Origin of the sequence: Aquabacterium commune (assembly GCF_004362855.1) — a bacterium.
Classification (GTDB): Bacteria; Pseudomonadota; Gammaproteobacteria; order Burkholderiales; family Burkholderiaceae_C; genus Aquabacterium; species Aquabacterium commune.
The window spans coordinates 25,423-50,316 of the sequence record NZ_SNXW01000014.1 but is presented as its reverse complement, the minus strand read 5'-3'; the positions used below and the strand labels follow the sequence as shown (position 1 = coordinate 50,316).

Below are 24,894 nucleotides of genomic sequence, written 5' to 3'. Positions count from 1 at the left end.
CATTCAGACAAAGGGGTGCGTTCAATGGTCATGGCTGGCTCCTGCCTTGCCCAACTCAGCCTTGATCACAAAGCTGTTCTTGGCGGCGTAACGCTCGCCTGCGCTCAAACCACTGAGCACCTCCACCACACGGCCGTCGCTTCGGCCCAGCTCCAGGGGGCGCGCCTCCAACTGCTGGCCGTAGCGGCCAAAGACCACCTGCCAATCGCGCACACTTTGGATGGCGTCCACCTGAACGGCCACGGGCACCTCGGCCTCGCTTGAGGTGACCTCCACGGTCACCGGCAAACCCGGGCGCCAAAGCCCCTTGGGGTTAGGCAAAACAACCCGCGCCGTGGCGCTTCGGGTCTGCTCACCCACCAGGGCACTGACGTAGGTGATCGTGCCCGCTGCTTGGGCGTCAAAGCCTGAGGCCTTGACCTGTACGGCCAGACCTGTGCGGATGGTGCCCAGGTCCTTGGTGGCCACAGGCGCTTCCACCCACACAGAGGACAGGTCCGAGACAGTGAACACTGGCTCGGTCTCGCCCACCGATTGGCCCACCGTGATGCGCTTGTCGGTCACGATGCCGTCAATGGGCGAGCGCAGTTCAAAACGCGTCAGGTTGCCGCCGCTGGTGGCCGTGGCACCCAGGTTGGCCAACTTCTGGCGGATGTTCTGCTCAGCGATCTCGGCCTCTTGCAGGGCCGCGCGTGCCTGTTGGTAGTCTTGTTCGGCAGAGATCTTGTCTTGCCAGAGCTTTTTCTCGCGATCATGGGTGGTGCGCGCCAAGGCCAGACGCTTCTGAGCCGCAACGCCTTCGGCGCGTTGATCGGCCAGCGCAGGGCTCGAAAGCACAGCCAGCACTTGACCCTTGCGAACGCGCTCACCCGCGCTGACAGGCACGGCCTCGACCAGCCCCGCCAGGCGCGGCACCACCTGCACGGTGCGGTCGCCGTTGTAGCGGACCTCGCCCAGCAAGGCCAGTTGGCTCTGGATGCGCGCCGGGCCCGCCACGGCCAGCGTCACCCCGGCCTGCTGGAGCTGGGCATCGCTCATGGTCACACGGGCTTCTTCCTGCTCATAGCCAAAGCGATGGGTTTGCCCGCCTTGCGCAGCCTCAACCGTGACCTTGAAGGAATGGGGCTCGACCACCTCGGCATCACCTCGCAGGAAGTCACCCTGGGGTTTGAACTGGATGACTTGCGGCTCACGGCCCAGGCGTTCCAGCGTCAGCTTCGCCGTGGTCTGGCCTGGGGCCAGGGGCTTGCCATTCTGATAGGTGTAGAGGCGGAACTCGGGTGGCACATCGGTCTCGAAGATGGTGACTTCCAGGCCATAAGCGCCAGCGTTGAACAGGCGGCCACCGTGGGGGCCTTTGGCGGGCTTGGCCTCTGTGGCATCTTCATGGTGCTCTTCGTCACCGTGCTCTTTGTCGTCGGCATGAGGCTTGGCTGCGGCAGCACCATGGTGCTCATCATCGGCATGCCCCTCGGCCTCTGCATGTTCGGCTTGGCCGTGTTCATCGTGGGCCTTGGGCTTGTCCTTCAGGAGGATCGCCCAGCCCAGCAGCGCGCCCAAAACGACGACGACCGCAATGGCCAGCCAGGATTTGTGTTTCATGGGGTTGTTCATGGGTCAGTCTTTCGTCGGGGTGGGCTCGCCCAGCAGCTCAAGCAAGCGGGCGTCGGCCTGATAGGCCTGGGCGGCGGCGCTCAGCGCCTGTGTTTCTGCTTCGAAGAGGGTGCGTTGGGCGTCCAGCACGTCCAGGAATCCGAACTTGCCCAACTCGTAGCCTTTGGTGCTGGCTGCAAACGCTTGCCGTGCGGCGGGCAGCACCTTGTCGCGCAGGGTCTGAGCCTGCGCCAGCGTGGCGCTCAGTTGTGCCAAGGCCTGGGTGGCCTGCGCCTCGACGCTGGCACGCACGGCCTCCAGCTCGATCCGCGCCTTGTCCTCGCGGCGACTGGCTTCCAGGATGGCGCCCAGATTGCGATCAAACAGCGGCAGCACCAGGCTCACACCCAAGATGGGCTGATCGCGGCCCAACTGCTGGTCGCGCTTGGCACCCAGCGTCACCGTCAGATCTGGAGTGCGACGTGCCCGCTCCAGATCACTCAGGGCCTGCCTGCGCGAGATTTCTTGTTGCGCCCGAGCGATGGCCGGGGCGGTCTCCAGGCGTTGAGCCAGGGGCTCCCACAGTCCAGCGGAGGGCAGCCGCCCGATGTCAGCGTCGACACGTTCGAACTTGACGGTTGGATCACCCAAGGCCTGTCGCAGTTGGGCCACCGCAGCACGCCACTCGCTGTGGGCAACGGTGCTCGCAGACAGCGCCTGGGCCTCAGCCACCTGCGCCTTGAGTTCCTCAACGGGCGAGACCTTGCCTGCCAGCACCCGCTTGGAGGCCGTCTCACGCGCTTGAGAAGACAAGCGACCCAGCTCATCGGACAGCCTTATCCGTTCTTGCGCCACAGCCACGCCGTAAAACGCCGCCATCACCTGCGACCTGACCTGGGCACGCCGCGCGGCCACATCCAGCTCGGCCTGACCTTGGGCCGCCCGCGCCGCGCTGATGCGAGCCGAGCGCTTGCCGCCCAACTCGATGGGCTGGTTCAACTGGATGGTGGTGGTGCGCGTGGCCTGCCGAGTGTCTTCCACCAGCGTGGACAACTCGGGGTTTTGTCAGGCACCGGCTTGTTGGGTGGCGCCTTCGCTGGCCTCGCGCTCCAGCATCGAGGCGCGCAAATCAGGGTGGTGTGCAAGCGCCGTGGCCAGCGCCGCATCCAGACTCAGGCCTTGAGCCCAAGCTGCTTGAAACATGAAGGGAACACACAGGGCCGCACAAGCCGTGCGCGCCGCCCGGGAAACATCAAATCGTCGCATCGAATTCTCCGCAAATCAGCAGGGGACATTCGGCGAACAGGTCAAGGGCTCAGTTTGAGCGCGTTGGTCACACAGCGCATGTTCTAAGCGGGTGGTGGCCCACCAGCCTGACATGGCCAGGATCACATCAGAGGATGTGCAAAAACCCGTCTCGCCGACTCAGAGCGAGACAGTCCAATTCGGGCGTTCAATGCGGGTCGCATCGAAGGAGACGTAACTCGCCAGCGGCGAGGCTACCCCGGCAGCCTGAGGCAATGGCCCAGGCAGTGGCACAGCAGCAGACAGCAACGATGCACCCGACCAGCAATGGTGATCGTGATCGAGCATCGCCGATGCCTTGCCGGTGTTCTTGGTGTCGTCATCATGTTGGGCGACGTCGGTATCCGCGTGGTGCTGATGCTCGTGGTGCCCGAAATGATGCGATTGACTCTGCGCGTTTTCATGCAGGCAATACGGTTCCATGGCAGCCCAAACGGCTTGGAACGGCAGTAGGACCAGCAGGAAAATGGCGATCAATCGACGCATGGCGCTGAGTATATCGGCATACAAAACAAAATCTGAACCCGATCAGCGTGACGAATTGACACGCAGCAGCCGCAAGCCATTGCCAACGACCAACAAGCTGGCGCCCACGTCCGCGAACACGGCCATCCACATCGTGCCCAGGCCCGTCAGCGTCAGGACCAGGAACACCGCCTTGATGCCAAGGGCCAGTACGATGTTCTGAACCAGCAGCGCATGGGTGCGGCGCGACAGGCGCACAAAACGCGGCAGCTTGCGCAAATCGTCGTCCATCAGGGCCACATCGGCCGTCTCGATGGCGGTGCCTGTGCCCGCCGCGCCCATGGCAAAGCCGATGTCGGCACGGGCCAGCGCGGGCGCGTCGTTGATGCCATCGCCCACCATGCCCACTGAACCACCTTGCTCGATCTTGCCCTCGATGGCCTTGAGCTTGTCCTCGGGCAGCATGTCGCCTTGGGCCTCGTCGATGCCCACCTGCGCCGCAATGGCTCCGGCCGTGTGGGCGTTGTCGCCCGTGAGCATGACCGTCTTGATGCCCAGCGCGTGAAGTTCGGCGATGGCCTGACGGCTGCTGTCCTTGACGGTGTCGGCCACGGCAAACATGCCATGAACGCTTTCTTCGTCTGTCAGCAAGATGACCGTCTTGCCTTGTTCTTCCAGGGAGGTTAAACGTACCTCCAATGCCTCGGAACAGCGGCCCTGCTCATGGATCAGGCGGTGATTGCCCAGAAGGTAGACCTTGCCGCCGATAAGTCCCTTGGACCCACGTCCAGGCAGCGCCTCAAACGCATCCACGTTTTGCAAGGCGATGCCGTCTTGTTGGGCCGCAGTGGCCAAGGCGCGGGACACCGGGTGGTCGGAGCGGCTGGCCAGACTGGCGGCCAGGCTGCGAACGTCCGCCTCGCCATGGCCATTCAACGCGGCGAAGTCCGTCTGCACTGGCTTACCGTGGGTGATCGTGCCTGTCTTGTCCAGGGCCAGCCAAGCCAGCTTGCGACCCTCTTCCAGATAGGCTCCACCCTTGATCAGGATGCCTTGGCGTGCCGCTGCGGCCAGGCCACTCACGATGGTCACAGGGGTCGAGATCACCAGTGCGCAGGGGCAAGCGATGACCAGCAGAACGAGCGCCTTGTAAACCCAGTCAAACCATGCGCCCCCCATCAACAGCGGCGGCAGGATGGCCACGGCCAGTGCGATGGCAAATACCACGGGCGTGTAGACGCGTGCGAATTGATCGACGAATCGCTGTGTCGGCGCCTTCGCCCCTTGCGCTTCTTCCACCGCATGGATGATGCGCGCCAAGGTGCTGTCGTCCGCAGCCGCCGTCACGACGTATTCGAAAGAGCCCGACTCGTTGATGGTCCCGGCAAAGACGGCATCGCCCTCGGTCTTGTCCACGGGCAGGCTCTCGCCGGTGATTGGGGCCTGGTTGATCGCCGAGCGACCACTGACGATAGTGCCGTCCAATGCGATGCGCTCACCCGGCTTGATACGCACACGCGCCCGGAGGGCCACCGACTTGGCTTCGACCTCTTGCCAGTTGCCGTCGTCCTGCAAGACGGTGGCGCGCTCCGGCGCCAGTTGCATCAAGCCCTGAATGGCGTTGCGCGCACGGTCCAACGACTTGGCCTCGATCAGCTCGGCCACCGTGAACAACACCATCACCATGGCCGCTTCGGGCCACTGGCCCAGCACCAGCGCGCCTGTGACGGCAATGCTCATCAAGGCGTTGATGTTCAGGTTGCCATTGCGGATGGCCACCCAACCCTTTTTGTAGGTCGTGATGCCGCAGGCCAGCACGGCAGTGACCGCCAGCAAAGCGGCCAGCCATGTCGGCAAACCGAACCAGTGCACCGCCTCAGAAGCGGTGGCGGCCACCAGGGTTTGGAGGGCTCAGGTGTGAGGGCCGCATCGGATGCGGTGCCCGTGTCGATTTCCGGCGTGAAACCCAAAGAGCGGACCGCATCGAGTACCGACTCAAGGGCCCGAGGCTCGTGCGTCACTGTCAGCACACGCTGCATCAGGTTGAATTCCATGCCGGAGACACCAACCATGCCGCCCAGTTTCTTGCGCAACAAGGCTTCTTCCGTCGGGCAGTCCATCTGCATGATGCGGATGGGGGTTTGGGTGCTTGCCCCCATGACGACGGACTGGCCCAACGCCACTGGTGCGGCCTTCACATCGTGGCCACAGCAAGCCGTCTCGCATGACGCAGCGGGCCGCACGGGTGTCTGGGGCTTCTCGCAGCCCGGTTCATCGCCATGATCGTGGTCGTCGTGTGAATGGTGTTCGTGATGGGTGGACATGGGCATTGAGATCAAAGTTTTGCTCATTACACAACCTGAAGCTACTATAGAGTCAAGTGGTTTTTGGAGTCCTCATGAAAATCGGTGAATTGGCCCAGGTCGCGCAGTGCACGGTCGAGACCATCCGCTACTACGAGAAGGAAGGCCTGCTGGCTGCGCCCGCGCGCACGGGCGGTAACTTCCGTGTGTACGGGCCAGAGCATGTCGAGCGCCTTCGCTTCATCCGCAACTGTCGTGCGCTGGACATGAGCCACGATGAGATTCGCACTTTGCTGGGTCTGGCAGACCAAGCGGAGCAAGGGTGTGGCGCGGTGAACGAGGTCTTCGATCAACACATCGCCCACGTTGACGAGCGCATCCGGGAACTCACCCACCTCAAGCTTCAATTGACCACCTTACGCCAGCGATGTCAAAGCGAGCAAGCCGTGCAGTCCTGCGGCATCTTGCAAGGGCTTGCGATCATGGAAACCGAAGCCAAATCGGAAAGACACACCCATCTGGGTTGAACACCTCAAGGAGTGCCGCATGCAGAACAAGGATCACTGGGAAAAGGTCTACTCCACCAAGGCGCCGGACAGCGTGAGCTGGTTTCAGCAGCGCGCCGACATGTCCATGCGGCTGGTCAAGGCAAGTGGCCTCGGCCGAGGCGCGGCCATCATCGATGTCGGTGGTGGGGCCTCCACGCTGGTCGATGACCTGCTGGACGATGGCTATACCAATGTGACGGTGCTGGATCTGTCCGCCGCAGCCTTAGCAGAAAGTCGGCACCGCCTGGGTGCCCGATCCGATCGCGTGACATGGGTGGAGGCCGACATCACCCGTGCGATCTTTGCGCCCCACAGCATCGACCTGTGGCACGACCGCGCCGTTTTCCACTTTCTGACGACGCAGGCAGACCGTGAGGCGTATGTCAGGCAGGTCTTGCGCGCGCTCAAGCCGGGTGGCCACGTCATCATGGCCACGTTTGGGAGCAAAGGCCCGACACAGTGCAGTGGCCTGCCAGTCATGCGTTACGCACCAGACGAATTGCACGCCGAGTTCGGCGAGGCCTTCACCATGCTGGCCCACGAAGAGCATGTGCACCACACCCCCGCTGGGGCCGAGCAGCAGTTCATCTACTGCATGTGCCGAAAGCACACTACATGAGTGGGTTGCACCGTGCGGCCTGGCCTGCCTTGGGCGCCGCCATCCTGTTCGGCGCGAGCACGCCGTTTGCCAAGCAGCTCATTGGCGCGGGCTTTGCCACCGCATCGCCCTTCTTGCTGGCTGGTTTGCTCTATTTGGGCAGCGGCCTGGGTTTGACGCTGGTCCGCCTGGTGCGCGACAAAGGTTGGCAGTCACCTGGCATGCCGCGCCAGGAGTGGCCCTGGTTGCTGGGTGCCATTGCCTTTGGTGGTGTGCTGGGCCCGCTGTTGCTGATGGTCGGCCTGGCACACACCACCGCAGCCACTGCATCTCTGTTTCTGAACCTGGAATCGGTGCTGACTGCCGTGCTGGCGTGGATGGTGTTTCGTGAGAACACCGATCGCCGCATCGTGCTGGGCATGGCACTGATCGTGGCAGGTGGTGCCGTGCTGGCTTGGCCAACAGGTGAGACGTCAGTGACAGGCATCGGCCCCTTGGCTTTGGCGGGAGCGTGTCTGGCTTGGGCCATCGACAACAACCTCACGCGCAAGGTGTCGGCGTCCGATGCCCTGTTCATTGCAGGCAGCAAAGGCCTGGTGGCCGGGAGCGTCAACACGGCATTGGGTTTGGCACTGGGCGCCGCGTGGCCCACCGCCAGTTTGTTGTCATCAGCCATGCTGATTGGCTTTTTCGGCTACGGCCTGAGTCTGGTGCTGTTCGTTCTGGCCCTGCGCGGTTTGGGGACGGCACGCACCGGTGCGTATTTCTCTACGGCACCGTTTGTTGGCGCAGCCATTTCAATTGCCGTGTTTGGCGAGCCCACCAGCAGCATCTTCTGGGCGGCAACTGCGCTGATGGTCTTGGGCGTCTGGTTGCACCTCACCGAACACCATTCGCATGAGCACGAACACGTGGAGCTAAACCATGAACACGGGCATCGTCACGACGAGCATCACCAGCACGAGCACGAGTTCAAATGGGATGGTCAAGAGCCGCACACCCATCCCCATCAGCATGTGAAATTGACGCACCGTCATATGCATTTTCCAGACGTACACCATAGGCACGCCCATTGATCGAGGCGCTCCTCGTGAGCAATTGCCTGACGCTGCTTTACAGGTCTGCGGGGTTCACTGCAGCCGATGTTCAAGGTCAAGACGACAAAGTCGGCAAACATGCAGGCAACAAACCAAGGGTTTTCACCAATTAGATGGCGGGACTCGCTGCACCGAAACCGAGATCACCCCATCACCCGAATTTCATGCTTGCGGATGCGGGTGAGCTGCTCGCGGGCAGCCGTGGCCACGGGCCCCAGCTTGGCGATCTGCCCGGCGTCTTCCACGATGGCCTGGGCCGCCTCGCGGTCGCCGGCCTTGAGCGCTCGGCGCATCGGCTCGGCCGACTTCTCGATCTCGCCCAGGCGGTCGTAGGCCAGCGCCTGGTCCTGGATGCGGTCAACCTCGCCGTAGAGCTGCTTGACGAACGGCGCGCGCCACCATTCGGTCCTGTCGCGGTCAATGCCGCGCGTGGCCGTGGTGTCGGCAATCGACGTCACGAAGCTGGCCACGCCACCGCCGTAGCCCCGGATCACGTTGTTGATCGTGGCGGGCGTCAGTGAAATGAAACCCTCGTGGTACTGGCTGCCGCCTGTGGCGGAGTTGATAAAGCGGGCAGCGCCGTGGGCAAAGGTGCCCTTTTGGCCGGCAAAAACCTTCTCGCTGTCGGGCATCTTGTCTTGCCCGAACCCCTCCGGGTAGAGCTGCTTGCCGAAGCTGTTCATGTTCAGCAGCGGCTCGACCAGGGGGTCCAGCGCATCGGGCACGCCGATCATGGCCACACCGCGGGCGTTGTCAAAGCTCGGCGCCACGTCGCTCACCGGGATCCACGACCCCACGAACGACTTGAACACCCGGGCGGCACCCTGGGTGGCAGACACGCCGTGCACCGGGTTCATCTGGTGGCGCAGCATGTCGGCCAGCCACCGCGCGGCGGTGCGCACAAACTGCGGGATGTTGCCGCGCGTGCCGATGCCTTGACGGTCAGCGTGCAGTTCTTCAGCGATGTCAGCCAGGGACTCCTCGACGGCCAGGGCGTGCCAGTTGTTGACCGGCATGGCGCCCTTGCGCGCCACGCCATCTGCGGAGCGCTTCCAGCGGGAGGCATACTGTTGCACCAGCGGGTCGGAGCTCATCCGCAGCATGCGCTGCACATAGGCATCCTGGCCCATCGACTGGCTCAAACCAAGGTGGAACAGCTCATGGAAGATCGTCCTGATCGCCTCGGCCTCGCTGACGATGCCGTCCCGGAAAAGGTAGATCTTTCCTGGGAGGGAAACGCCACTTGGCACAACCCCCGCTGGCGGGACAACCCCGATGGCACCAGGACCATCGACAACCTGTATCGATTTCCACGCATCCGCAGTTGGCGCCTCGCGGCGCACGAGCGCCTCAAGGGCATCTTTGGAAAGTTGCTTTTCTGGCGGAACCGCTGATCCCACAGAGAAAACAGCGTCGGCGTCATCGCCAGACGCTGCGGACGGATTCAGCCCTTGCGGGCCTTGAGCATCACGTCCATCTTCGCGGCTGCCTGCTTGGCGTCCTGCCGCAGCGATTCGACCTCGGACGTCGTCAGGCGACTTGTGCTTGGCAAGGTAGCGGGCTTCCGACTCTGTGAGCGCATCGAAGCCCCGGCCGGTTGCGGCGCGGAATGCAGGTTCGACATCGGAGTAGGTTTCACGGACTTGTCCCAGCAGCTCAGGGGAAAGCTGAAGTTTCGCCGAATACTGCTTGCCGGTCAACGCGACGGCGCCCACCACGGTGCCGCCGTTTTGCTGGATGTGGCTGGCAAGGGATGCAAACGTGCCGCCCTGCGTCAGGGTGTCATCCAGCAGCAGGTAGCGTCCGCCAGGCACCACGTCACCGATGAACTCGGGCGAGGCAAACAGGCGGCCCAGTCCGTCCATGGCCGTGCGGTGCGCGCGGCTGCCCTGCACCACCTCCAGGCCAACACTGGCGCCCAGATCCCGGGCCAGCACCTTGGCGCCAGCCAGAGGGATCTTGTTGCGCCCGGCCGCCTCCTCTGCGGTGACCGGCTGCACGATGATGTCCGACCCATAGGCCGCGCGCACCTTGGCCACCAGATCCGGCGTCACGAGATCACCAGCCAGGCGCACGGCAGCAGCAATGTCACCCGCCTTCGCAGCGACATAGTCGGGGTGGTTCGCAGTTGCCGCCAGCGAGTTGGCCACGATGACGTCCGGCAATGCCACCGGCCGGTCATCGCGCACGCTGAATGCCATGCCTTGATCACCATCGCGGCGATCCTGTTGCACACTCGCTCTTGCCCCAGCCGATGCGCCGTTTCGCGCACCCTCATCATTGGGGGTGGACAATGCTTCGGTCTTGAACGCAGCCGCCTGGGGCACCTCATCGCTCTTGCTGAAAGCAGGGTTCGGCGCACGGCTCACGAGCGTGAAGGCCTCGCCGTCGCGGGTCTTGCCGCGCTGGATGGCGCGACGCGCATCGCGCACCAGCTGCAAGACGTCGAGCTCGGCACCCGCGCGGTCCAGCTGGTCGGCCAGGCCGTTCAGGTCCAGCCTGCGCAGCAGCGCCACGATGGCGCCCTTCACATCGGCCATGTAGGCCTTGAACTGGGTCAGCGCGCTGGTGTCGTTGGCCTGGGCCAGGAACGCAATCAGCTCATCGACGATCATCGAGCGCCGGGCAGTCACATCTTCCTGGGTGCCCTGCACATAGGGCTGCAGGCGGTCCCATGCGGTGCTGCCGTCGCCGACCTCGATGCCTTTGGCCAGCTTGGCCACACCCGCCAGTCCATTGAGCTTGTCCCACAGCGCATTGAGGGTGGTCGTCGGCCTGCCGGCCAGTGCGGCCTTGACGCCGAGGTGGCCCAGCGCTTCGTGAAACAGCACACGCTGCGCATGCTCCACATCGCGCAAGTTGGAGCGAACCAGATAGACTTTGTCGCGGAACGCCACACCCTCCACTGCCCCCGCATGAAAACCACGCTTCTTCGCGTCATCAAGAATTTCTTGGGGAAGACCCGTCCAGTGGTCGACGGCGACGATGTTGTCAAGGCCAATGCCCCGCCACCCCTTGAGATTGAGTGCGACGACTACATTGAGATCCACTGCTCTGATGGTGGCGCGACTTGGACGAGGGAAGGTGGATGGGTTCTCTCCTATCCCCAAAATGCCGCCACCGATGCCGCCGGAGACGCCGTCACGCAGCCCACGGGAGAGAAGCGGTAGGTCTTGGCCGCTTTCACCTTGCACGCTGAACATTGCCACGTTGCCAGCGTCGTCCTCGCGGGTCTCGATGGTGTCCACCAGCTTCTGGAATGCTTGCTGCATGTCCAGGCGCTCAGGCCCAGATGGGTATGGGATGTTCTTGCCCGTCGATGCTGCCCAGTCGTGCCAGCCTGCGCTGTCCACCAGGCCGCTCAGGTACAGGCTCTCGCGCCGCCTGTCTTGCAGGGCATCCTTGGCGAAGGTCTCAAACGCCCGGGCGAACTTTTCCCACGGCGTTGACCAGTAGCCCTCGCCACCCGACTTCTTCGCATCCATGGCATCGGATGCCTTGCTGAAGTTCGTGGCCACCTGAGGGATGTGGGAGGCCATGAAGCGGGCCTCGTCTGCCAAGTCACGCAAGCGATAGGCCGCGGTGAACGCACTGGCTGCGATGCCGGCCCCGGGCTTGAGGCCAGATGCGCGCATGAACTCGGCCAGGTTCGACTCCACATCGGTGTCGCTGGGCTCGCCCACATCGCCGCGCTTGAGCTTCTCGGCGACGGCGTCCAGCGCTGCGAGGTCTGCACCCTTGTTGCCCTTGAACTCCTTGACCCAGCGATCAAAGCGCTGCTGGTTCATGGCGCGCTGATCGTCCATGTACTTGCGCGCCTCTGCCTCGGTCATGGGGCGCGAGTTGAGCGCCTTCATCACCTGGCGCATTGCGTCCATCACCTCGGGCCGCACACCGCCGGGGTCGCGCAAGGTGTCAACCACCGCCGACAAGTAGGGGCGCTTGGCCATCGACACCGCGCGGCCATGCTGGGCGGCAAAGTAGTGGTCAAGGGCGTGCCCGAGCTCGTGAGCCAGCGCACCAGCGCCAGCGTCGCGTGTGATGTTGATCTCGTTGACGCCCGGCATGAAGTGCGCCAAAGCCTTGCCGCCACCCTGCGCGCCGATGGCCACACCCAGCGTGCCGCCCAAGCTCATTGCTTTGGGTTGCACACCCAGGATGTCAGCCAGGTCACTGAAAGCATCGAACACATGGTTCAGGTGCAGCTGAGCGACATCCTGCTTGGCCTTGACGTACTCCCCCAGGTTGACACCACGGAAACCGAAGTGCGCCATGACCTGGTCGGCGGTCACATCCTTGCCACCGCGCCAGTCCGGCCCTGTGCGCGTCACGCCGGCAAGGTCAAGGCCTCGGCTGGGCGGCTGGACCTCACGCTTGCGAGACGTCAAGGTGCGGGCGAAGGCCTCGGCCTGCTCCTGCGTTGCATAACCGCCGTCCTGCATGCCCTTGGCCAGGCGGAAGCGCGAACCCTTCTCATAGACGGCAAACCGCTGCTGAGGCTGGCCCGTACGCTCAGTTTCGGGCACATCGCTGTCGCGCATCTCAACGGGGCGCACCTCGTAGGACTTCTGCCAGGCCTCTTGCTTGGCGGGGAAGCCATCGGCCAAGAGTTCATTCACCTTGGCCAGCGTCCGGCCAGTGAACTGCAGGGGCTGGATGGCGCCATTGCCACCAATCAGCAAAGCCCGACGATTGTTGTCCTTGCCCTGCTCGCTGGTGCGGTCAAAAGCACTGGGTCGGCCATAGGCAGAGCGCACATCCGTCGGGAGCGGGAACACCTTGCCAAAGACGTTGTCAGCCTTCAATGAGACCCGAAGGTCATCGCCGCCGCCGGCCGCCTGCACCCGGTCAAGCTCAGCGGTCAAGGCGTCCCGAACCGAGTGCATGGTCTCGATGTAGGCCTTGAGGTCCGCATCCGTGGGTGCAGCTCGCGTTGCCGGGGCGGCGGCCAGCTTGTCATAGACCGCCTTGAGCGCGGCGGCCTTCCATGCGGGTGCGCCGTCTTCCACCATCTTGGCGTAGTCCGGGCGTGGCCACACATTCGACTTGGTGACCTGTGCCACCTTGAGGGTGTCGTTCATCGCTGAAACGTCATCCCATGCCAGGCCCTTGAGCTTGCTGCGACGGTTGCCGATCAGCTCCTCGCCGGCGTCGGTCAGGCGCCGCGCTCCCTTGTCGGGCGCGGGTTTTCCTGTGGGTGCGGTGATCGCAGGCGCCGGCCGGGAGCCCCCAGCCTCGTCACTCCGGGCAGCCCCAGGGTCAGCCTGCGGGCTGAACATGTCCGTGATTCCCGACAGCTGCTGGTCTGCAGACTGACCCAGCTGGAAGTCATCAACGGTCGAGTCGGCGCGCGCCTTGTTGTCGCGGGCCTCGGCTTCACGGCGCAAGCGCTCTTGCTCGGCCGCCTTCTTGGCGGCTGCGGCCTTGGTCGCTGCGTCTTCGCGCTCGGTCTTGGCCTTGAGCTCGTCGGCCGACTGGCTGGTGAGGATGGGCTGCGTGTCCGTCTTGCTTGTCAAAAGCTCGCGCAGTACACTGCCGACGTCTCCTGCACTCAACGGGCCAGAATGCTTTGCCGATGCGTCGGTCGAGCTGGAAGAACTGGAAACCCGGGATTGCAGGAGATTTTCTTTGGTCGTCACACTGTGCAGGTACATCCGCTGGGTGTGCTCATCGCGGTGCACAAGCACCGTGACCACGTCATCAACGCCCCCGATGACCACTGGCGCGCTGACGTAGTAGCTGGACCGATCACCGGTTTTGCCCTCGGCAATCACCACACCCTTTGCCAACACATCCCCAACGGCGGCAAACGCAGCGGCCTTGAACTTGTTGATGCCGTGGCCAAGCGAGTCCCTGACTGCACGCTGGTCCAGCGTCACGTCGCCAAGTCGTGGGTTCTTCGCCATGCCGCCTGCGGCTGCGAACAGTGCGGTTGCCCATTCACGCAGAGCGCTCATGCCACCAGACGCCGGGGCCTCATCCCCGCGCAGCACTGCCACAGGCGCACCTTGGAGCACAGACGCCGCATGATCACGGTCATCCAGGAGGCTGTTCGCCTCCTCCCTGCCTTGGGCCAGCGCCGCCTTGGCTTTGCCTGCCTGCGTCTTGCCCACCACCACGCCGGTGGCTGACTTCATGACCGAGCGGGCGGGGATGCCAGCGTCGGCAAGTTGCTGCTTGATCGCAGCGCTGTCACCCATGACGGCAAGCGTGCCGTCCGGGCGCAGCTCGTAGCTCAGCCCTTGGGTTGCGTCAGGTCGATCTTGCCGTCCGTCGCCTCGGCCTCCCGCTTCGCTCGGATCGCCAGCAGCTTCGATGCCGTCTCCACCACCTTGCTGCGGTCGGCTGGGCTCAGGTTGTTCAGGCGATTCACCAACTCGGGTGATAAGCCTTTGGATTGCTTGCTTGACGGCGGCGTTGTAGTCATTTTGGCTTGCTTCCTCACCCACTTGACGGGCAATGTCATCACGGATGGTTTCGGTGCCCAGACCAGCCTGATCCGCTTCGGAAATCAGGCGTTCAACTTCGGCCTGCAGTTCAGGGTTCAGATCGGAGTAGCCCGCCTCATCCAGATCATCGGGCGTGAATGTGAAATCATCCCACGGGTCGCTTGAGGAACTGTGCGACCACATCCGCGCCCTGCCCCGCCACCAACTCTGGCGCTGGGGCCAGGCCGGCGATCTGCCGGGTGACGGCAAGCGTATCGACGCCCAGGCTCTGCAGCTCATCGCAGACGCGAACCGTTGGCGCCGGGGCTTTGGCTTCACGCACTATGACCCGGCCCTCAAGGCCAATGCCCGAGCCATCGCTGCGGCCAACGCCGGCGGGTTCACACTGAACCGCTCAGCCGACAACGTCGTCGAGGCCGACAAGCTCGTCGCCCTGGGCATCGCGCCCGTCGTCCTGGTGCTGCCCAAGGGCACGACCAAGCACTTCACCACGCCCGCCGGCAACCACGTCAGCGTGTGCCCGGCCACCGTGCGCGACGACGTGACCTGTGCCCGCTGCGGGATCTGCCAGAACAAAGACCGCAAGGCCATCATGGGGTTCCCGGCGCATGGCTCGGGCGCTGCCAAAGCTCATGTGATCAGCCTGACAGGTCTGACAAAGAGTCTGACAAAGAGTCGTCGAACGACGCCGTTCGATGACGGATCGGTCGAAACAGCCAAAAGAAAAACGGCCTAGCATCGCTGCTAAGCCGTTGTTCTACAAGGGAATCCTGGTAGGCGCTATTGGATTCGAACCAACGACCCCCACCATGTCAAGGTGGTGCTCTAACCAACTGAGCTAAGCGCCTGCAAGACCAAGACTATAGCACTATTTTCGACGAACGCGCAAGATGCCGCTGATTTGCGACACCCGCGACAACAGCCCGCCAAGCTTGCCGGTGTCGGACGTCTGCAGGGTCAGGACGATGTGCAGCTGGTCGCGCGTGGTCTGGTTGTGCATGGACAGCACCGCCGTCTTGCCCTGGGCCAGCACGTCGAAGACATCGCGCAGCAAGCCTGGGCGGTCGTGGGCATCGATGCAGACGTCCACCGCGTAATGCGTCGATTCGGCCGTGGCCTGTCGCCCCCAGGTGACGGGGATGACGCGCTCGCGGTGCGCAGTCGCCATGTGGCGGAAGTTGCTGCAGTCGGCACGGTGCACGGCCACGCCCTTGCCGCGCGTCACGTAGCCGCCGATGGCATCGGGCGGCGCGGGCTTGCAGCAACGCGCCAGCTGTGTGAGCAGCGAGTCCATGCCCACCACGAGGATGCCTTTGCCTTTGCCTTCGCCGGCCCGGTCGCCGGGCTCGCCCCGCAGCATCTTCTGGACGATGACCTCATCGGGATCGGGTGCGGGCTCCGCCGGCCGCAGCACCTGCTCGATGGTGCGCAGCGAGAACTCGTCCTTGCCGACCACGTCGAAGAGGTTGTCGGCGCTGCGGAAACCCAGTTGCGCGGCCAGGTCATCGAGCTTGATGGCGGTTTTGCCCTCGCGCTGAAGCAGCTTTTCCACGGCTTCGCGGCCGCGGGCGATGGTGGCTTGCTGCGCCAGGGCATTGAACCAGGCGCGCACCTTGGCGCGCGAGCGCGGGCTCTGCAAATAACCCAGCTCGGCGTTGAGCCAGTCCATGGACGGCCCCCCCTCTTTGGCCGAGACGATTTCCACCGTCTGACCGCTTTGCAGCGCGGTCTGCAGCGGCACCATGGCGCCATCCACCCGGGCACCCCGGCAGCGGTGTCCGAGGTTGGTGTGCAGGGTGTAGGCCAGGTCCACGGCGGTGGCGCCGGTGGGCAGGTCGATGATGTCGCCGCCCGGGGTGAAGACGTAGATGCGGTCGTCGAACAAGCCGCGGTTGCCTGCGCTGCCCTCCCCTTGCGCGCCATCGGCCAGGTCGCGCTCCCAGGCCAGCAGCTGGCGCAGCACGGTTTTGCGCGCTTCGGCCACGCGGCTTTCGAAGTCGCCCGCGGCCTGCACGCCGGCATAGCCCTTGGTGCCGGCTTCTTTGTAAGCCCAGTGGGCCGCCACGCCGCTTTCGGCGTGTTCGTGCATGGCCTGGGTGCGGATCTGGATCTCGATGGAGCGGCCTTGCGCGTCCACCACCACCGTGTGCAAGGACTGGTAGCCGTTGGGCTTGGGGCGTGCGATGTAGTCGGAGAATTCGTCGGGCAGCGGCTGCCACAGCTCGTGCACGCAGCTCAGCGCGGCGTAGCAAGCGTTGACGTCGGCCACGATGATGCGCAGCGCGCGCAGGTCGAACACCTTGTCGATGGACAAGGCCTTGCCCTGCATCTTCTTCCAGATGCTGTAGAGGTGCTTGGGGCGGCCTTGCACCTGCGCGGCGATGCCGGCGTCACGCAAGGCGTCGGCCAGTTGCTGGCGCACTTGCTCGATGTGGCGCTCGCGCTCCAGGCGCTTTTCGTCGAGCGATTGGGCGATGCTGCGGTAGGTGTCTGGCATCAGGAAGCGGAAGGACAGGTCCTCCAGCTCCCACTTGATCTGCCAGATGCCCAGGCGGTTGGCCAGCGGCGCGAAGATCTGCAGGGACTCCCGTGCCAGCGTGCGCGGGCATGGCAGCTTGGTCTCGGCGTAAAAGCGCAGGGTCTGCAGGCGCGAGGCCAGGCGCAAGAGGACCACGCGCAGGTCGCGCGAGAAGGCCAGCAGCATCTTGCGGATGCGCTCGACTTGTTCGGCGTCCAGGGGCGCATCAGCTTCGTTCGACAGGGTGTCGCGGGCATTGCGCTGGACCTGCACCAGCTTGACGGTGTGCGCGGCCAAGGCCGCCGCGTCGGGCCCGAAAGCGCGGCTCAGCACGTCCTGGGGCTGCGCGAGGTAGTCGCTGGCATAGACAAGGTAGGCCGCGGCGCGCAGCGAGGGCGATGCCCCCACGCCGTGCAGGATGGCGCTGACGCCGTCGGCATGGGCCAGGGCGTCTTCGCCGGTGTCGAAGCGCTGGGCCGTGAGCAAGGGCTCGGCAAAGGCGCGCGCGCGCTGCAGCATGCTGTGCTGGCTGGCCAGGGCGCCGGCAGCGGCATCGCCCTCGTCGGCCATCTGGCTGACTTCGGCCAGATCGACGATGGCCGCGTGTGCAGCGCCGCGGGCTTCGGGGGCCTGGACGTCCAGGATGGCGGTCTTCATGCCAGCAGGAACTCCTTGACCACGCGCACCTGGTCGGGCGCCATCAGGGTGGGCGCGTGGCCCACGCCCGCGAATTCCACGAGGCGCGCTCGCGGGCCGCGCTGGGACATCTCTCGGGCCGTGTCGGCATCGAGCAGGTCGGAATCGGCGCCGCGCAACAACAGGACCTCGCACGTCAAAGCGTCATAAACCTGCCAGACAGCGGCCTCGCCACTGGCCGCGCTTTCGGCGCTGAAGCCTTTGAAGGGCTCGGCGATGGCGGGGTCGTAGTGCAGCACCAGACCGTCGCCGTCGGGCGCAGGACGCAGCAGCGGCCGCGACAAGGCCAGCCACTGCTCGGGCGTGTGCGGGCCGAAGCCGGCGGAGATGCTCCAGAGGTAATCGGCCGCCTCCTGCTCGCTGGCGAAACGCAGCGGACGGCCGAGGTAGTCGCCGATGCGCTGCAGGGCTTCGACGCGCAGGCGCGGCCCCACGTCGTTGAGCACAAAGCGGCGCAGGCGCACCCCCGACACTTGGGGCGGCACCGACGAGAAACCCAGGCCGATCAGGCCGCCCATGGAGGTGCCGACCCAGTCGAGGTCCAGCACTTGGTCCGCCGCCAGGCCCAGCGAGGCGCGCAGGTGTTGCACCAGCACGACCATGTCGGACGCGTAGGTGAAGATCTGGTAGCCCTTGGCATCGGCCAGCCAGTCGGAGTGGCCACGCCCGACCACGTCGGGGCAGATGACTTGGTAATGCTGGCTGAGCTCGCGCGCCAGGGTGTCGAAGTCGCGCCCCTGGCGACTGAGGCCGTGCACGCACATCAGCACGCGTGGGTTGGCGGCATCGCCCCAACGCCAGTAGGCCATGCGGTGGGTCTGCGCATCGGTGCGGCTGGCGCCCGGGCAGCTCACGAGGTGCAGCGATGGGCTCGGGGTCAAGTTTTCAGCACTTTGCATCGTCGTCCTCAGGCATCGTCAGATAATGGTTCCAGTCACCATTGTGTTTCTTCACGTTGTTTCTTCAAGCGAACCGGAGGTCCAGATGTTGAACGGAAAAACTGCCCTCGTGACCGGATCCACCAGCGGGATCGGCCTGGGCATTGCGGAAAAGCTCGCAGCCCAGGGCGCGAACATCATTCTGAACGGCTTTGGCGATGTCGATGCGCCCAAGGCTTCTGTGGCCGAGGCGGGCAAGGCCCATGGCATCAAGGTGGGCTACCACGGCGCGGACATGAGCAAGCCCGCAGAGATCGAGGCCTTGTTCGCCTACGCCCTGGCCAACTTCGGCGGCGTGGACATCGTGGTCAACAACGCGGGCATCCAGCACGTGGCCAACGTCGAGGACTTCCCCGTCGAGAAGTGGGACACCATCCTGGCCATCAACCTGAGCTCGGCCTTCCACACCATGCGCCTGGCCATCCCGGGCATGCGTGCCAAGAACTGGGGCCGCATCGTCAACATCGCCTCGGCCCACGGCCTGGTCGCATCGGCTGGCAAGTCGGCTTACGTCGCGGCCAAGCACGGCCTGGTGGGCCTGACCAAGTCGGTCGCGCTGGAAACGGCCACCACCGGCATCACCGCCAACGCGGTGTGCCCGGGTTGGGTGCTGACGCCGCTGGTGCAAAAGCAGATCGATGCCAAGGCCGAGCGCGAAGGCGTGTCCGTGGCCGAGGCGCAAAAGGGGCTGCTGGGCGAGAAACAGCCCTCGCTGCAGTTCGTCACGCCAGCCCAACTCGGCGACCTGACCGTGTTTTTGTGCTCGCCCGGTGCCGATCAGGTGCGGGGCGCGGCCTGGAACATGGACGGCGGCTGGCTGGCGCAGTGAGCGCAGCCTGATGCGGTGGCGACGGGGATGACGGAGGGCGTGACGGGAGAGATGGCAGCGCCAAGCCCCAGCGACGTGTTCCTGGCAGGCCACGACTTGCCCACGCGCTGGCAAGGCCGCGAGCACTTCGCCATCCTGGTGACCGGGTTCGGGCAGGGCGAAGGTGTGATGGCCATCTGGGCCGCTTGGCGGGCCGACCCGCAACGCTGCGACCGGCTCACCGTCATCGCCATCGACCCCAAGCCTCAAGCCCCGCAGGCTTCGAGCGATGCCAGCCACCCGTGGGCGATCCGTTCGGCCTCTGGTTTGGCCTCTGGTTTGGCCTCTCGCATGGCGGCACTCTGGCCGCCCATGACGCCTGGGTGGCATCACCTGTGTCTGGACGATGCCCCTGCCGCAACGTGCGAGGGCCCGCACCTCAGCTTGGCGCCAGGGCAACACCTGCATCTGATGTTGGGCGTGGGCGAACCCGCCGACTTGCTGCCCAGCCTGGTGGCGTCGGTCGACGCATTCTGTTTGCCGGCGTGCCGGGATGCGCTCGGCGCTCAGACCCGAGCAGCGCGGTGGGTCTCGCGGCTGAACCGGCTGGCGGCACCGGGGGCCACGCTGTGTGTCCAGGCCGCCTCTGCGGACGTGCTCAGTGCCTTGGCAAGTGCCCATTTCACGGTTCAGCCGCCGGGGGCTGGCACGAACAGCGGCACCGTTGAGGGCCAAGATGGCGCACTGAGCGCAGCCGCCAGCACCTGCGCCAGGTACGTCCCCAGGTTCGTGGCACCTGCGTCGCCAGGCGGGCTGTGGCCTGCGGCAGCGCCTGCGCACCGCCACGCCCTGGTCATCGGAGCGGGTCTGGCGGGCTGCAGCGCGACCTGGTCGATGGCTCGGCAGGGCTGGCGCGTGACCTTGCTGGATGCCGCCGAAGGCCCGGCACTGGGCGCTTCAGGCAACCCCGGCGGTTTGTTCCACAGCATCGTCCATGGGGAAGATGGCATCCACGCACGGGCGCACCGCGCCGCGGCGCTGGCCACCTGGGCGCGTGTGCATGCAGCGCTGGCGCGCGGCGATTTGCCCGGGCAAGGCCAAGGCCTGCTGCGCCTGGACGCCCGCATGGACGAGGCCAGCGCACAGGCGCTGCTCGCGCGCCAACCCTGGCTGTCAGAACAAGCACGCTGGCTGAACCAGGCCGAGGCCCAGGTGCTGTCCGGCCTGCCCTTGCCCAGCGGAGGGTGGCATTTCCTGCAAGCAGGCTGGCTGCAACCGGGTGCTTATGCCCAGTGGCTGCTGGCAGACGCCGAAGCCCGTGCCGGCGCCGCCTTGCAAACGCAATGGTCATGTCAGGTGACCGGCATCCAGCGCGACGAGGCCAGAGGCCTCTGGCAGGCACTGGATGCGCAAGGTCAGGTGCTGGCCGAGGCCCCTTCGCTCGTCCTGGCCAATGCCTGGCAGGCCCAGGCCCTGCTGGACACCCTGCCGCCCGGCCAGGCCACAGCACCCCTGCCGATGAGCGCGGTGCGGGGCCAAATCACCGTGCTGCCGCCTGTGCCCGACGCCAGCGCATCGACGCGCATCACCCTGCCACGCCTGCCCGTGGCAGGTGGCGGCTATGCGCTCGCCTTGCCAGACGGCCGTCTGCTGTGCGGCGCCACCACACAGCACCACGACACCCACCCCGGCGTGCGCGCAGCCGACCACCTGCACAACCTGCGGCAAGCCGAACGGCTAGGCGCCTGGCGCGGCGGTGAGAAGGACGGTGAGCGCGGCAACAGCGCAGGCGAGGGCCAAGGCGTCTCACCACCGCCCATCGACACCCAGCCCCTCGACGGCCGCGTCGGCTGGCGCGCCACCACGCCCGACCGCCTGCCCCTGATCGGCGCCCTGCCCTGGCACGCCGACCGCCTGAGCGACGCCCGCCACACACGGCGCGAGCAAGTGCGCATGCTGCCGCGCGAACGCCACAGCCTGGACGGCCCCACCCAGGGCGGCCTCACCCAGGGAGGCCTCTACGTGCTCAGCGGCCTGGGCTCGCGCGGCATCACCTGGGCGGCGCTGGCCGGGGAACTTCTGGCGCACTGGGTCACTGGCTCAGTCTGCCCGGTCGAAGCAGAATTGCGGGACGCGATGGACCCGGCGCGCTTCCTGGCCCGTCAGCACCGACAGTGACATCCGCAGCCCTCACCCGATGACAACCGATGACAGCCGACGACGACCGCCCCCTGCCCGGACTGACCGAGCGCTTGCGCCTGGACAAGTGGCTGTGGGCGGCGCGCTTCTACAAAACCCGCAGCCTGGCCGCCGAGGACATCGACAAGGGCCGCGTGCAGGTCAATGACCAGGTGGCCAAAGCCTCGCGCGAGCTCAAAGCCGGTGACGTGCTGTGCGTGCGCCAGGGCAGCGGCCAGGCCGTCGTGGTGCGCACCGTCGTCGTCCAGGCCCTGAGCACCGTGCGCGGCCCCGCGCCTCAGGCACAGCGGCTTTACACCGAAACGCCCGAAAGCACCGCCGCGCGGGCTGAAGCGGCCGAGCGCCGGCGGATGTCGTCCGAACCCGCTGATGCCATCGCGCACGGGCGCCCAACCAAGCGCGACCGCCGCCTGCTGGCCGACTGGGATCGTTGGTCCGCCAGCCTGGACGAATGAGCAGCCTGCGCTGACACGGGCCGACGCCGGCCCGCCCCTGCGCTTCGGTTACATTTTCGCCCTTCGGCGGGACTTGCATTCCGTCACCCCATCCCCACTTGCAGCGGCATGCCCGCGCAAGGCGCGCCCCACGACAACCCGTCCGACACACCTGCCACCATGAGCGAGACCACCCCCACGCCCGAACACGCCGACGCAGGCGCTGAAGCCAGCCCGCTGACGCTGGAGCAACAGTTCGCAGAGCTGCAAGCCAAGCACACCGAAGTGTCCGACGCCTACCTGCGCGCCAAGGCCGAAGCCGAAAACATCCGCCGCCGCGCCGAAGAAGAAATCAGCAAGGCCCGCAAATTCGCCGTGGAATCCTTCGCCGAAAGCCTGCTGCCCGTGCGCGACAGCCTCGAAGCCGCCCTGGCCACCCACACCGCCAAGCCCGACACCCCGGTCGAAACGGTCATGGAAGGCGTGAACGCCACGCTGCGACAGCTGGCCGCGGCCCTGGAGCGCAACAAGGTCATCGAGCTGAACCCGGCCGCCGGCACCAAGTTCGATCCCAACATCCACCAGGCCATCAGCATGGTCCCGGCCGAGCAGGAAGCCAACACCGTGGTCGGCGTGCTGCAAAAGGGCTACCTGATCGCGGACCGTGTGCTGCGCCCCGCCCTGGTCACGGTCGCCGCACCCAAGTGAACGCGCACTGAGGCTCACGGAGGCGCACTGGAAGCCCTTTTTTTGACAAGGCCTTCACAAACGCCTCTTGAAATCGCTGCAGTCGCTCGCACATCCAGATCAAGCACCGCACGGCCGACCTGCCAGACAAAGCCAGACAGCGCCAGACGCTGAAGGCGGCCGGGCACACCACAGATTCACAGATTCCTTAGGAGCACCCTCATGGGCAAGATCATCGGCATCGACCTGGGCACCACCAACTCGTGCGTGGCCATCATGGAAGGCAACACCACCAAGGTGATTGAGAACTCGGAAGGTGCACGCACCACGCCGTCCATCATCGCCTACCAGGAAGACGGCGAGATCCTCGTCGGCGCCTCGGCCAAGCGCCAGGCCGTGACCAACCCGCGCAACACGCTGTACGCGGTCAAGCGCCTGATCGGCCGCAAATTCACCGAGAAGGAAGTGCAAAAGGACATCGACCTGATGCCCTTCACCATCGCCGCTGCCGACAATGGCGACGCCTGGGTGGAAGTGCGCGGCAAGAAGTACGCGCCGCCCCAAGTGTCGGCCGAAGTGCTGCGCAAGATGAAGAAGACCGCCGAAGACTACCTGGGTGAGGAAGTCACCGAGGCCGTCATCACCGTGCCCGCCTACTTCAACGACGCCCAGCGCCAGGCCACCAAGGACGCCGGCCGCATCGCCGGTCTGGACGTCAAGCGCATCATCAACGAGCCCACCGCCGCGGCCCTGGCCTTCGGCCTGGACAAGCATGGCGCCGGTGACCGCAAGATCGCCGTCTATGACTTGGGCGGCGGCACCTTCGACGTCTCCATCATCGAGATCGCCGACGTCGATGGCGAAAAGCAGTTCGAAGTGCTGTCCACCAACGGCGACACCTTCCTGGGCGGCGAAGACTTCGACCAGCGCATCATCGACTTCATCATCGCCGAGTTCAAGAAGGAACAAGGCGTTGACCTGTCCAAGGACGTGCTGGCCCTGCAGCGCCTGAAGGAAGCCGCCGAGAAGGCCAAGATCGAGCTCTCCAGCAACTCGCAAACCGACGTCAACCTGCCCTACATCACGGCCGACGCCACCGGCCCCAAGCACCTGAACGTCAAGCTGACCCGAGCCAAGCTGGAAAGCCTGGTCGAAGAGCTGATCGAGCGCACCATCGCGCCTTGCCGCATGGCCATCAAGGACGCTGGCGTGGCCGTGGGCGACATCCAGGACGTGATCCTGGTCGGCGGCATGACCCGCATGCCCAAGGTGCAGGAGAAGGTCAAGGAGTTCTTCGGCAAGGAGCCCCGCAAGGACGTGAACCCTGACGAGGCCGTCGCCGTGGGCGCCGCCGTGCAAGGCCAGGTCCTGGCCGGCGACCGCACCGACGTGCTGCTGCTGGACGTGACCCCGCTGTCCCTGGGCATCGAAACCCTGGGCGGCGTCATGACCAAGATGATCGGCAAGAACACGACCATCCCGACCAAGTTCGCACAGACCTTCTCCACCGCCGACGACAGCCAGCCGGCCGTGACCATCAAGGTCTTCCAGGGCGAGCGCGAGATGGCTTCGGGCAACAAGATGCTGGGCGAGTTCAACCTCGAAGGCATCCCGCCCGCACCGCGTGGCACGCCGCAGATCGAGGTGTCCTTCGACATCGACGCCAACGGCATCCTGCACGTGGGCGCCAAGGACAAGGCCACGGGCAAGGAAAACAAGATCACCATCAAGGCAAACTCCGGCCTCACCGAGGACGAGATCCAGAACATGGTGAAGGACGCCGAGCTCAACGCCGCCGAAGACAAGAAGAAGCTGGAACTGGTGCAGGCCAAGAACCAGGGCGATGGCCTGGTGCACAGCGTGCGCAAGTCCCTGACGGAGTACGGCGACAAGCTGGACGCCGGTGAGAAGGAGAAGATCGAAGCCGCGATCAAGGACGTCGAAGAATCGCTCAAGGGCGAGGACAAGGACGACATCGAGGCCAAGACCAACGCCCTGATGACCGCCAGCCAGAAGCTGGGCGAGAAGATGTACGCCGACATGCAGGCTGCCCAAGGCGCCGCTGGTGCCGATGGCGCTGCGGCTGGCGCACAAGGCGCCCCGGGCAGCGAGCAGGCCAAGCCCGCCGACGACAACGTCGTGGACGCCGAGTTCAAGGAAGTCAAGAAGGACTGACCACCGGGGCTCGCCCCCACTCTGACAGGGCACAGGCCGTGTGAGCACCTCGCTCACGCCCTGTGCCTTTGTCGGGTCTGG

17 protein-coding genes, 1 tRNA gene and 1 pseudogene are annotated in these 24,894 nt (G+C 65.3%); 9 read left to right on the top strand and 10 right to left on the bottom strand.

Annotated elements, in window-relative coordinates:
• Positions 1 to 21 precede the first annotated feature (21 nt).
• The 5 genes and pseudogenes from EV672_RS17310 to EV672_RS17295 all read right to left on the bottom strand — a co-directional run bounded on the left by EV672_RS17310 (position 22) and on the right by EV672_RS17295 (position 5,714).
• Entirely contained in the window at positions 22 to 1,602 is a 1,581-nt protein-coding gene (locus tag EV672_RS17310) for an efflux RND transporter periplasmic adaptor subunit (protein ID WP_243738754.1), read from the bottom strand.
• 15 nt (positions 1,603 to 1,617) lie between these two features.
• Complete coding sequence (locus EV672_RS17305) at positions 1,618 to 2,646, bottom strand: TolC family protein (protein ID WP_133611220.1); 1,029 nt, start codon at positions 2,644 to 2,646, stop codon at positions 1,618 to 1,620.
• Positions 2,647 to 2,658: 12 nt separating this feature from the next.
• Positions 2,659 to 2,796, bottom strand: a complete 138-nt coding sequence (locus EV672_RS18755) for a hypothetical protein (RefSeq protein WP_166643626.1) — start codon at positions 2,794 to 2,796, stop codon at positions 2,659 to 2,661.
• 222 nt (positions 2,797 to 3,018) lie between these two features.
• The gene (locus EV672_RS17300; RefSeq protein ID WP_133611219.1) at positions 3,019 to 3,384 is read right to left on the bottom strand and encodes a hypothetical protein; all 366 of its coding nucleotides are present in this window, start codon (positions 3,382 to 3,384) and stop codon (positions 3,019 to 3,021) included.
• A 42-nt stretch (positions 3,385 to 3,426) separates the two neighbouring features.
• Positions 3,427 to 5,714, bottom strand: a pseudogene (locus EV672_RS17295) (heavy metal translocating P-type ATPase).
• Positions 5,715 to 5,761: 47 nt separating this feature from the next.
• Here EV672_RS17295 and cadR point away from each other — a divergent pair.
• The 3 genes from cadR to EV672_RS17280 are packed head-to-tail and all read left to right on the top strand — an operon-like array spanning position 5,762 to position 7,888.
• On the top strand, positions 5,762 to 6,193 hold the full coding sequence (gene cadR / locus EV672_RS17290; protein WP_133611218.1) for a Cd(II)/Pb(II)-responsive transcriptional regulator: 432 nt from the start codon (positions 5,762 to 5,764) through the stop codon (positions 6,191 to 6,193).
• Between the two features lie 19 nt (positions 6,194 to 6,212).
• Positions 6,213 to 6,833, top strand: coding sequence for a class I SAM-dependent methyltransferase (locus EV672_RS17285; RefSeq protein WP_133611217.1), 621 nt, complete (start codon positions 6,213 to 6,215; stop codon positions 6,831 to 6,833).
• Positions 6,830 to 7,888, top strand: a complete 1,059-nt coding sequence (locus EV672_RS17280) for a DMT family transporter (protein WP_133611216.1) — start codon at positions 6,830 to 6,832, stop codon at positions 7,886 to 7,888. Before EV672_RS17285 ends, EV672_RS17280 begins: the two co-directional genes overlap by 4 nt.
• Positions 7,889 to 8,052: 164 nt before the next feature.
• On the opposite strand, the gene EV672_RS17275 is transcribed toward EV672_RS17280, so the two are convergent.
• Together EV672_RS17275 and EV672_RS17270 are read right to left on the bottom strand one after the other, a co-directional pair.
• Entirely contained in the window at positions 8,053 to 14,109 is a 6,057-nt protein-coding gene (locus tag EV672_RS17275) for an LPD38 domain-containing protein (RefSeq protein WP_133611215.1), read from the bottom strand.
• 35 nt (positions 14,110 to 14,144) lie between these two features.
• Positions 14,145 to 14,375, bottom strand: coding sequence for a hypothetical protein (locus EV672_RS17270; protein ID WP_133611214.1), 231 nt, complete (start codon positions 14,373 to 14,375; stop codon positions 14,145 to 14,147).
• Between the two features lie 116 nt (positions 14,376 to 14,491).
• Between EV672_RS17270 and EV672_RS17265 the strand changes: the two genes are divergently transcribed.
• On the top strand, positions 14,492 to 15,094 hold the full coding sequence (locus EV672_RS17265) for a DUF7227 family protein (protein WP_133611213.1): 603 nt from the start codon (positions 14,492 to 14,494) through the stop codon (positions 15,092 to 15,094).
• Positions 15,095 to 15,129: 35 nt separating this feature from the next.
• Here EV672_RS17265 and EV672_RS17260 read toward each other — a convergent pair.
• The 3 genes from EV672_RS17260 to EV672_RS17250 all read right to left on the bottom strand — a co-directional run bounded on the left by EV672_RS17260 (position 15,130) and on the right by EV672_RS17250 (position 18,381).
• Positions 15,130 to 15,206, bottom strand: a tRNA-Val gene (locus tag EV672_RS17260).
• A 20-nt stretch (positions 15,207 to 15,226) separates the two neighbouring features.
• Positions 15,227 to 17,533 (bottom strand): RelA/SpoT family protein, encoded by a 2,307-nt coding sequence (locus tag EV672_RS17255; protein WP_133611212.1) that lies wholly within the window; start codon positions 17,531 to 17,533, stop codon positions 15,227 to 15,229.
• A complete protein-coding gene (locus EV672_RS17250) occupies positions 17,530 to 18,381 on the bottom strand; it encodes an alpha/beta fold hydrolase (protein ID WP_133611231.1) in 852 nt (283 codons plus the stop codon). Before EV672_RS17250 ends, EV672_RS17255 begins: the two co-directional genes overlap by 4 nt.
• 175 nt (positions 18,382 to 18,556) lie before the next feature.
• Here EV672_RS17250 and EV672_RS17245 point away from each other — a divergent pair, with 175 nt between their 5' ends.
• From EV672_RS17245 to dnaK, 5 genes are all read left to right on the top strand, one after another.
• Entirely contained in the window at positions 18,557 to 19,339 is a 783-nt protein-coding gene (locus EV672_RS17245; protein ID WP_133611211.1) for a 3-hydroxybutyrate dehydrogenase, read from the top strand.
• A gap of 51 nt (positions 19,340 to 19,390) precedes the next feature.
• Positions 19,391 to 21,496, top strand: a complete 2,106-nt coding sequence (mnmC1, locus tag EV672_RS17240) for an FAD-dependent 5-carboxymethylaminomethyl-2-thiouridine(34) oxidoreductase MnmC1 (protein ID WP_166643625.1) — start codon at positions 19,391 to 19,393, stop codon at positions 21,494 to 21,496.
• 29 nt (positions 21,497 to 21,525) lie between these two features.
• Positions 21,526 to 21,972: an RNA-binding S4 domain-containing protein gene (locus EV672_RS17235; protein ID WP_208110803.1), complete on the top strand. Its 447-nt coding sequence runs from the start codon at positions 21,526 to 21,528 to the stop codon at positions 21,970 to 21,972.
• Between the two features lie 108 nt (positions 21,973 to 22,080).
• A complete protein-coding gene (grpE, locus tag EV672_RS17230) occupies positions 22,081 to 22,659 on the top strand; it encodes a nucleotide exchange factor GrpE (protein WP_279536286.1) in 579 nt (192 codons plus the stop codon).
• 201 nt (positions 22,660 to 22,860) lie between these two features.
• Positions 22,861 to 24,813, top strand: coding sequence for a molecular chaperone DnaK (dnaK, locus tag EV672_RS17225; RefSeq protein ID WP_133611209.1), 1,953 nt, complete (start codon positions 22,861 to 22,863; stop codon positions 24,811 to 24,813).
• Positions 24,814 to 24,894 lie beyond the last annotated feature (81 nt).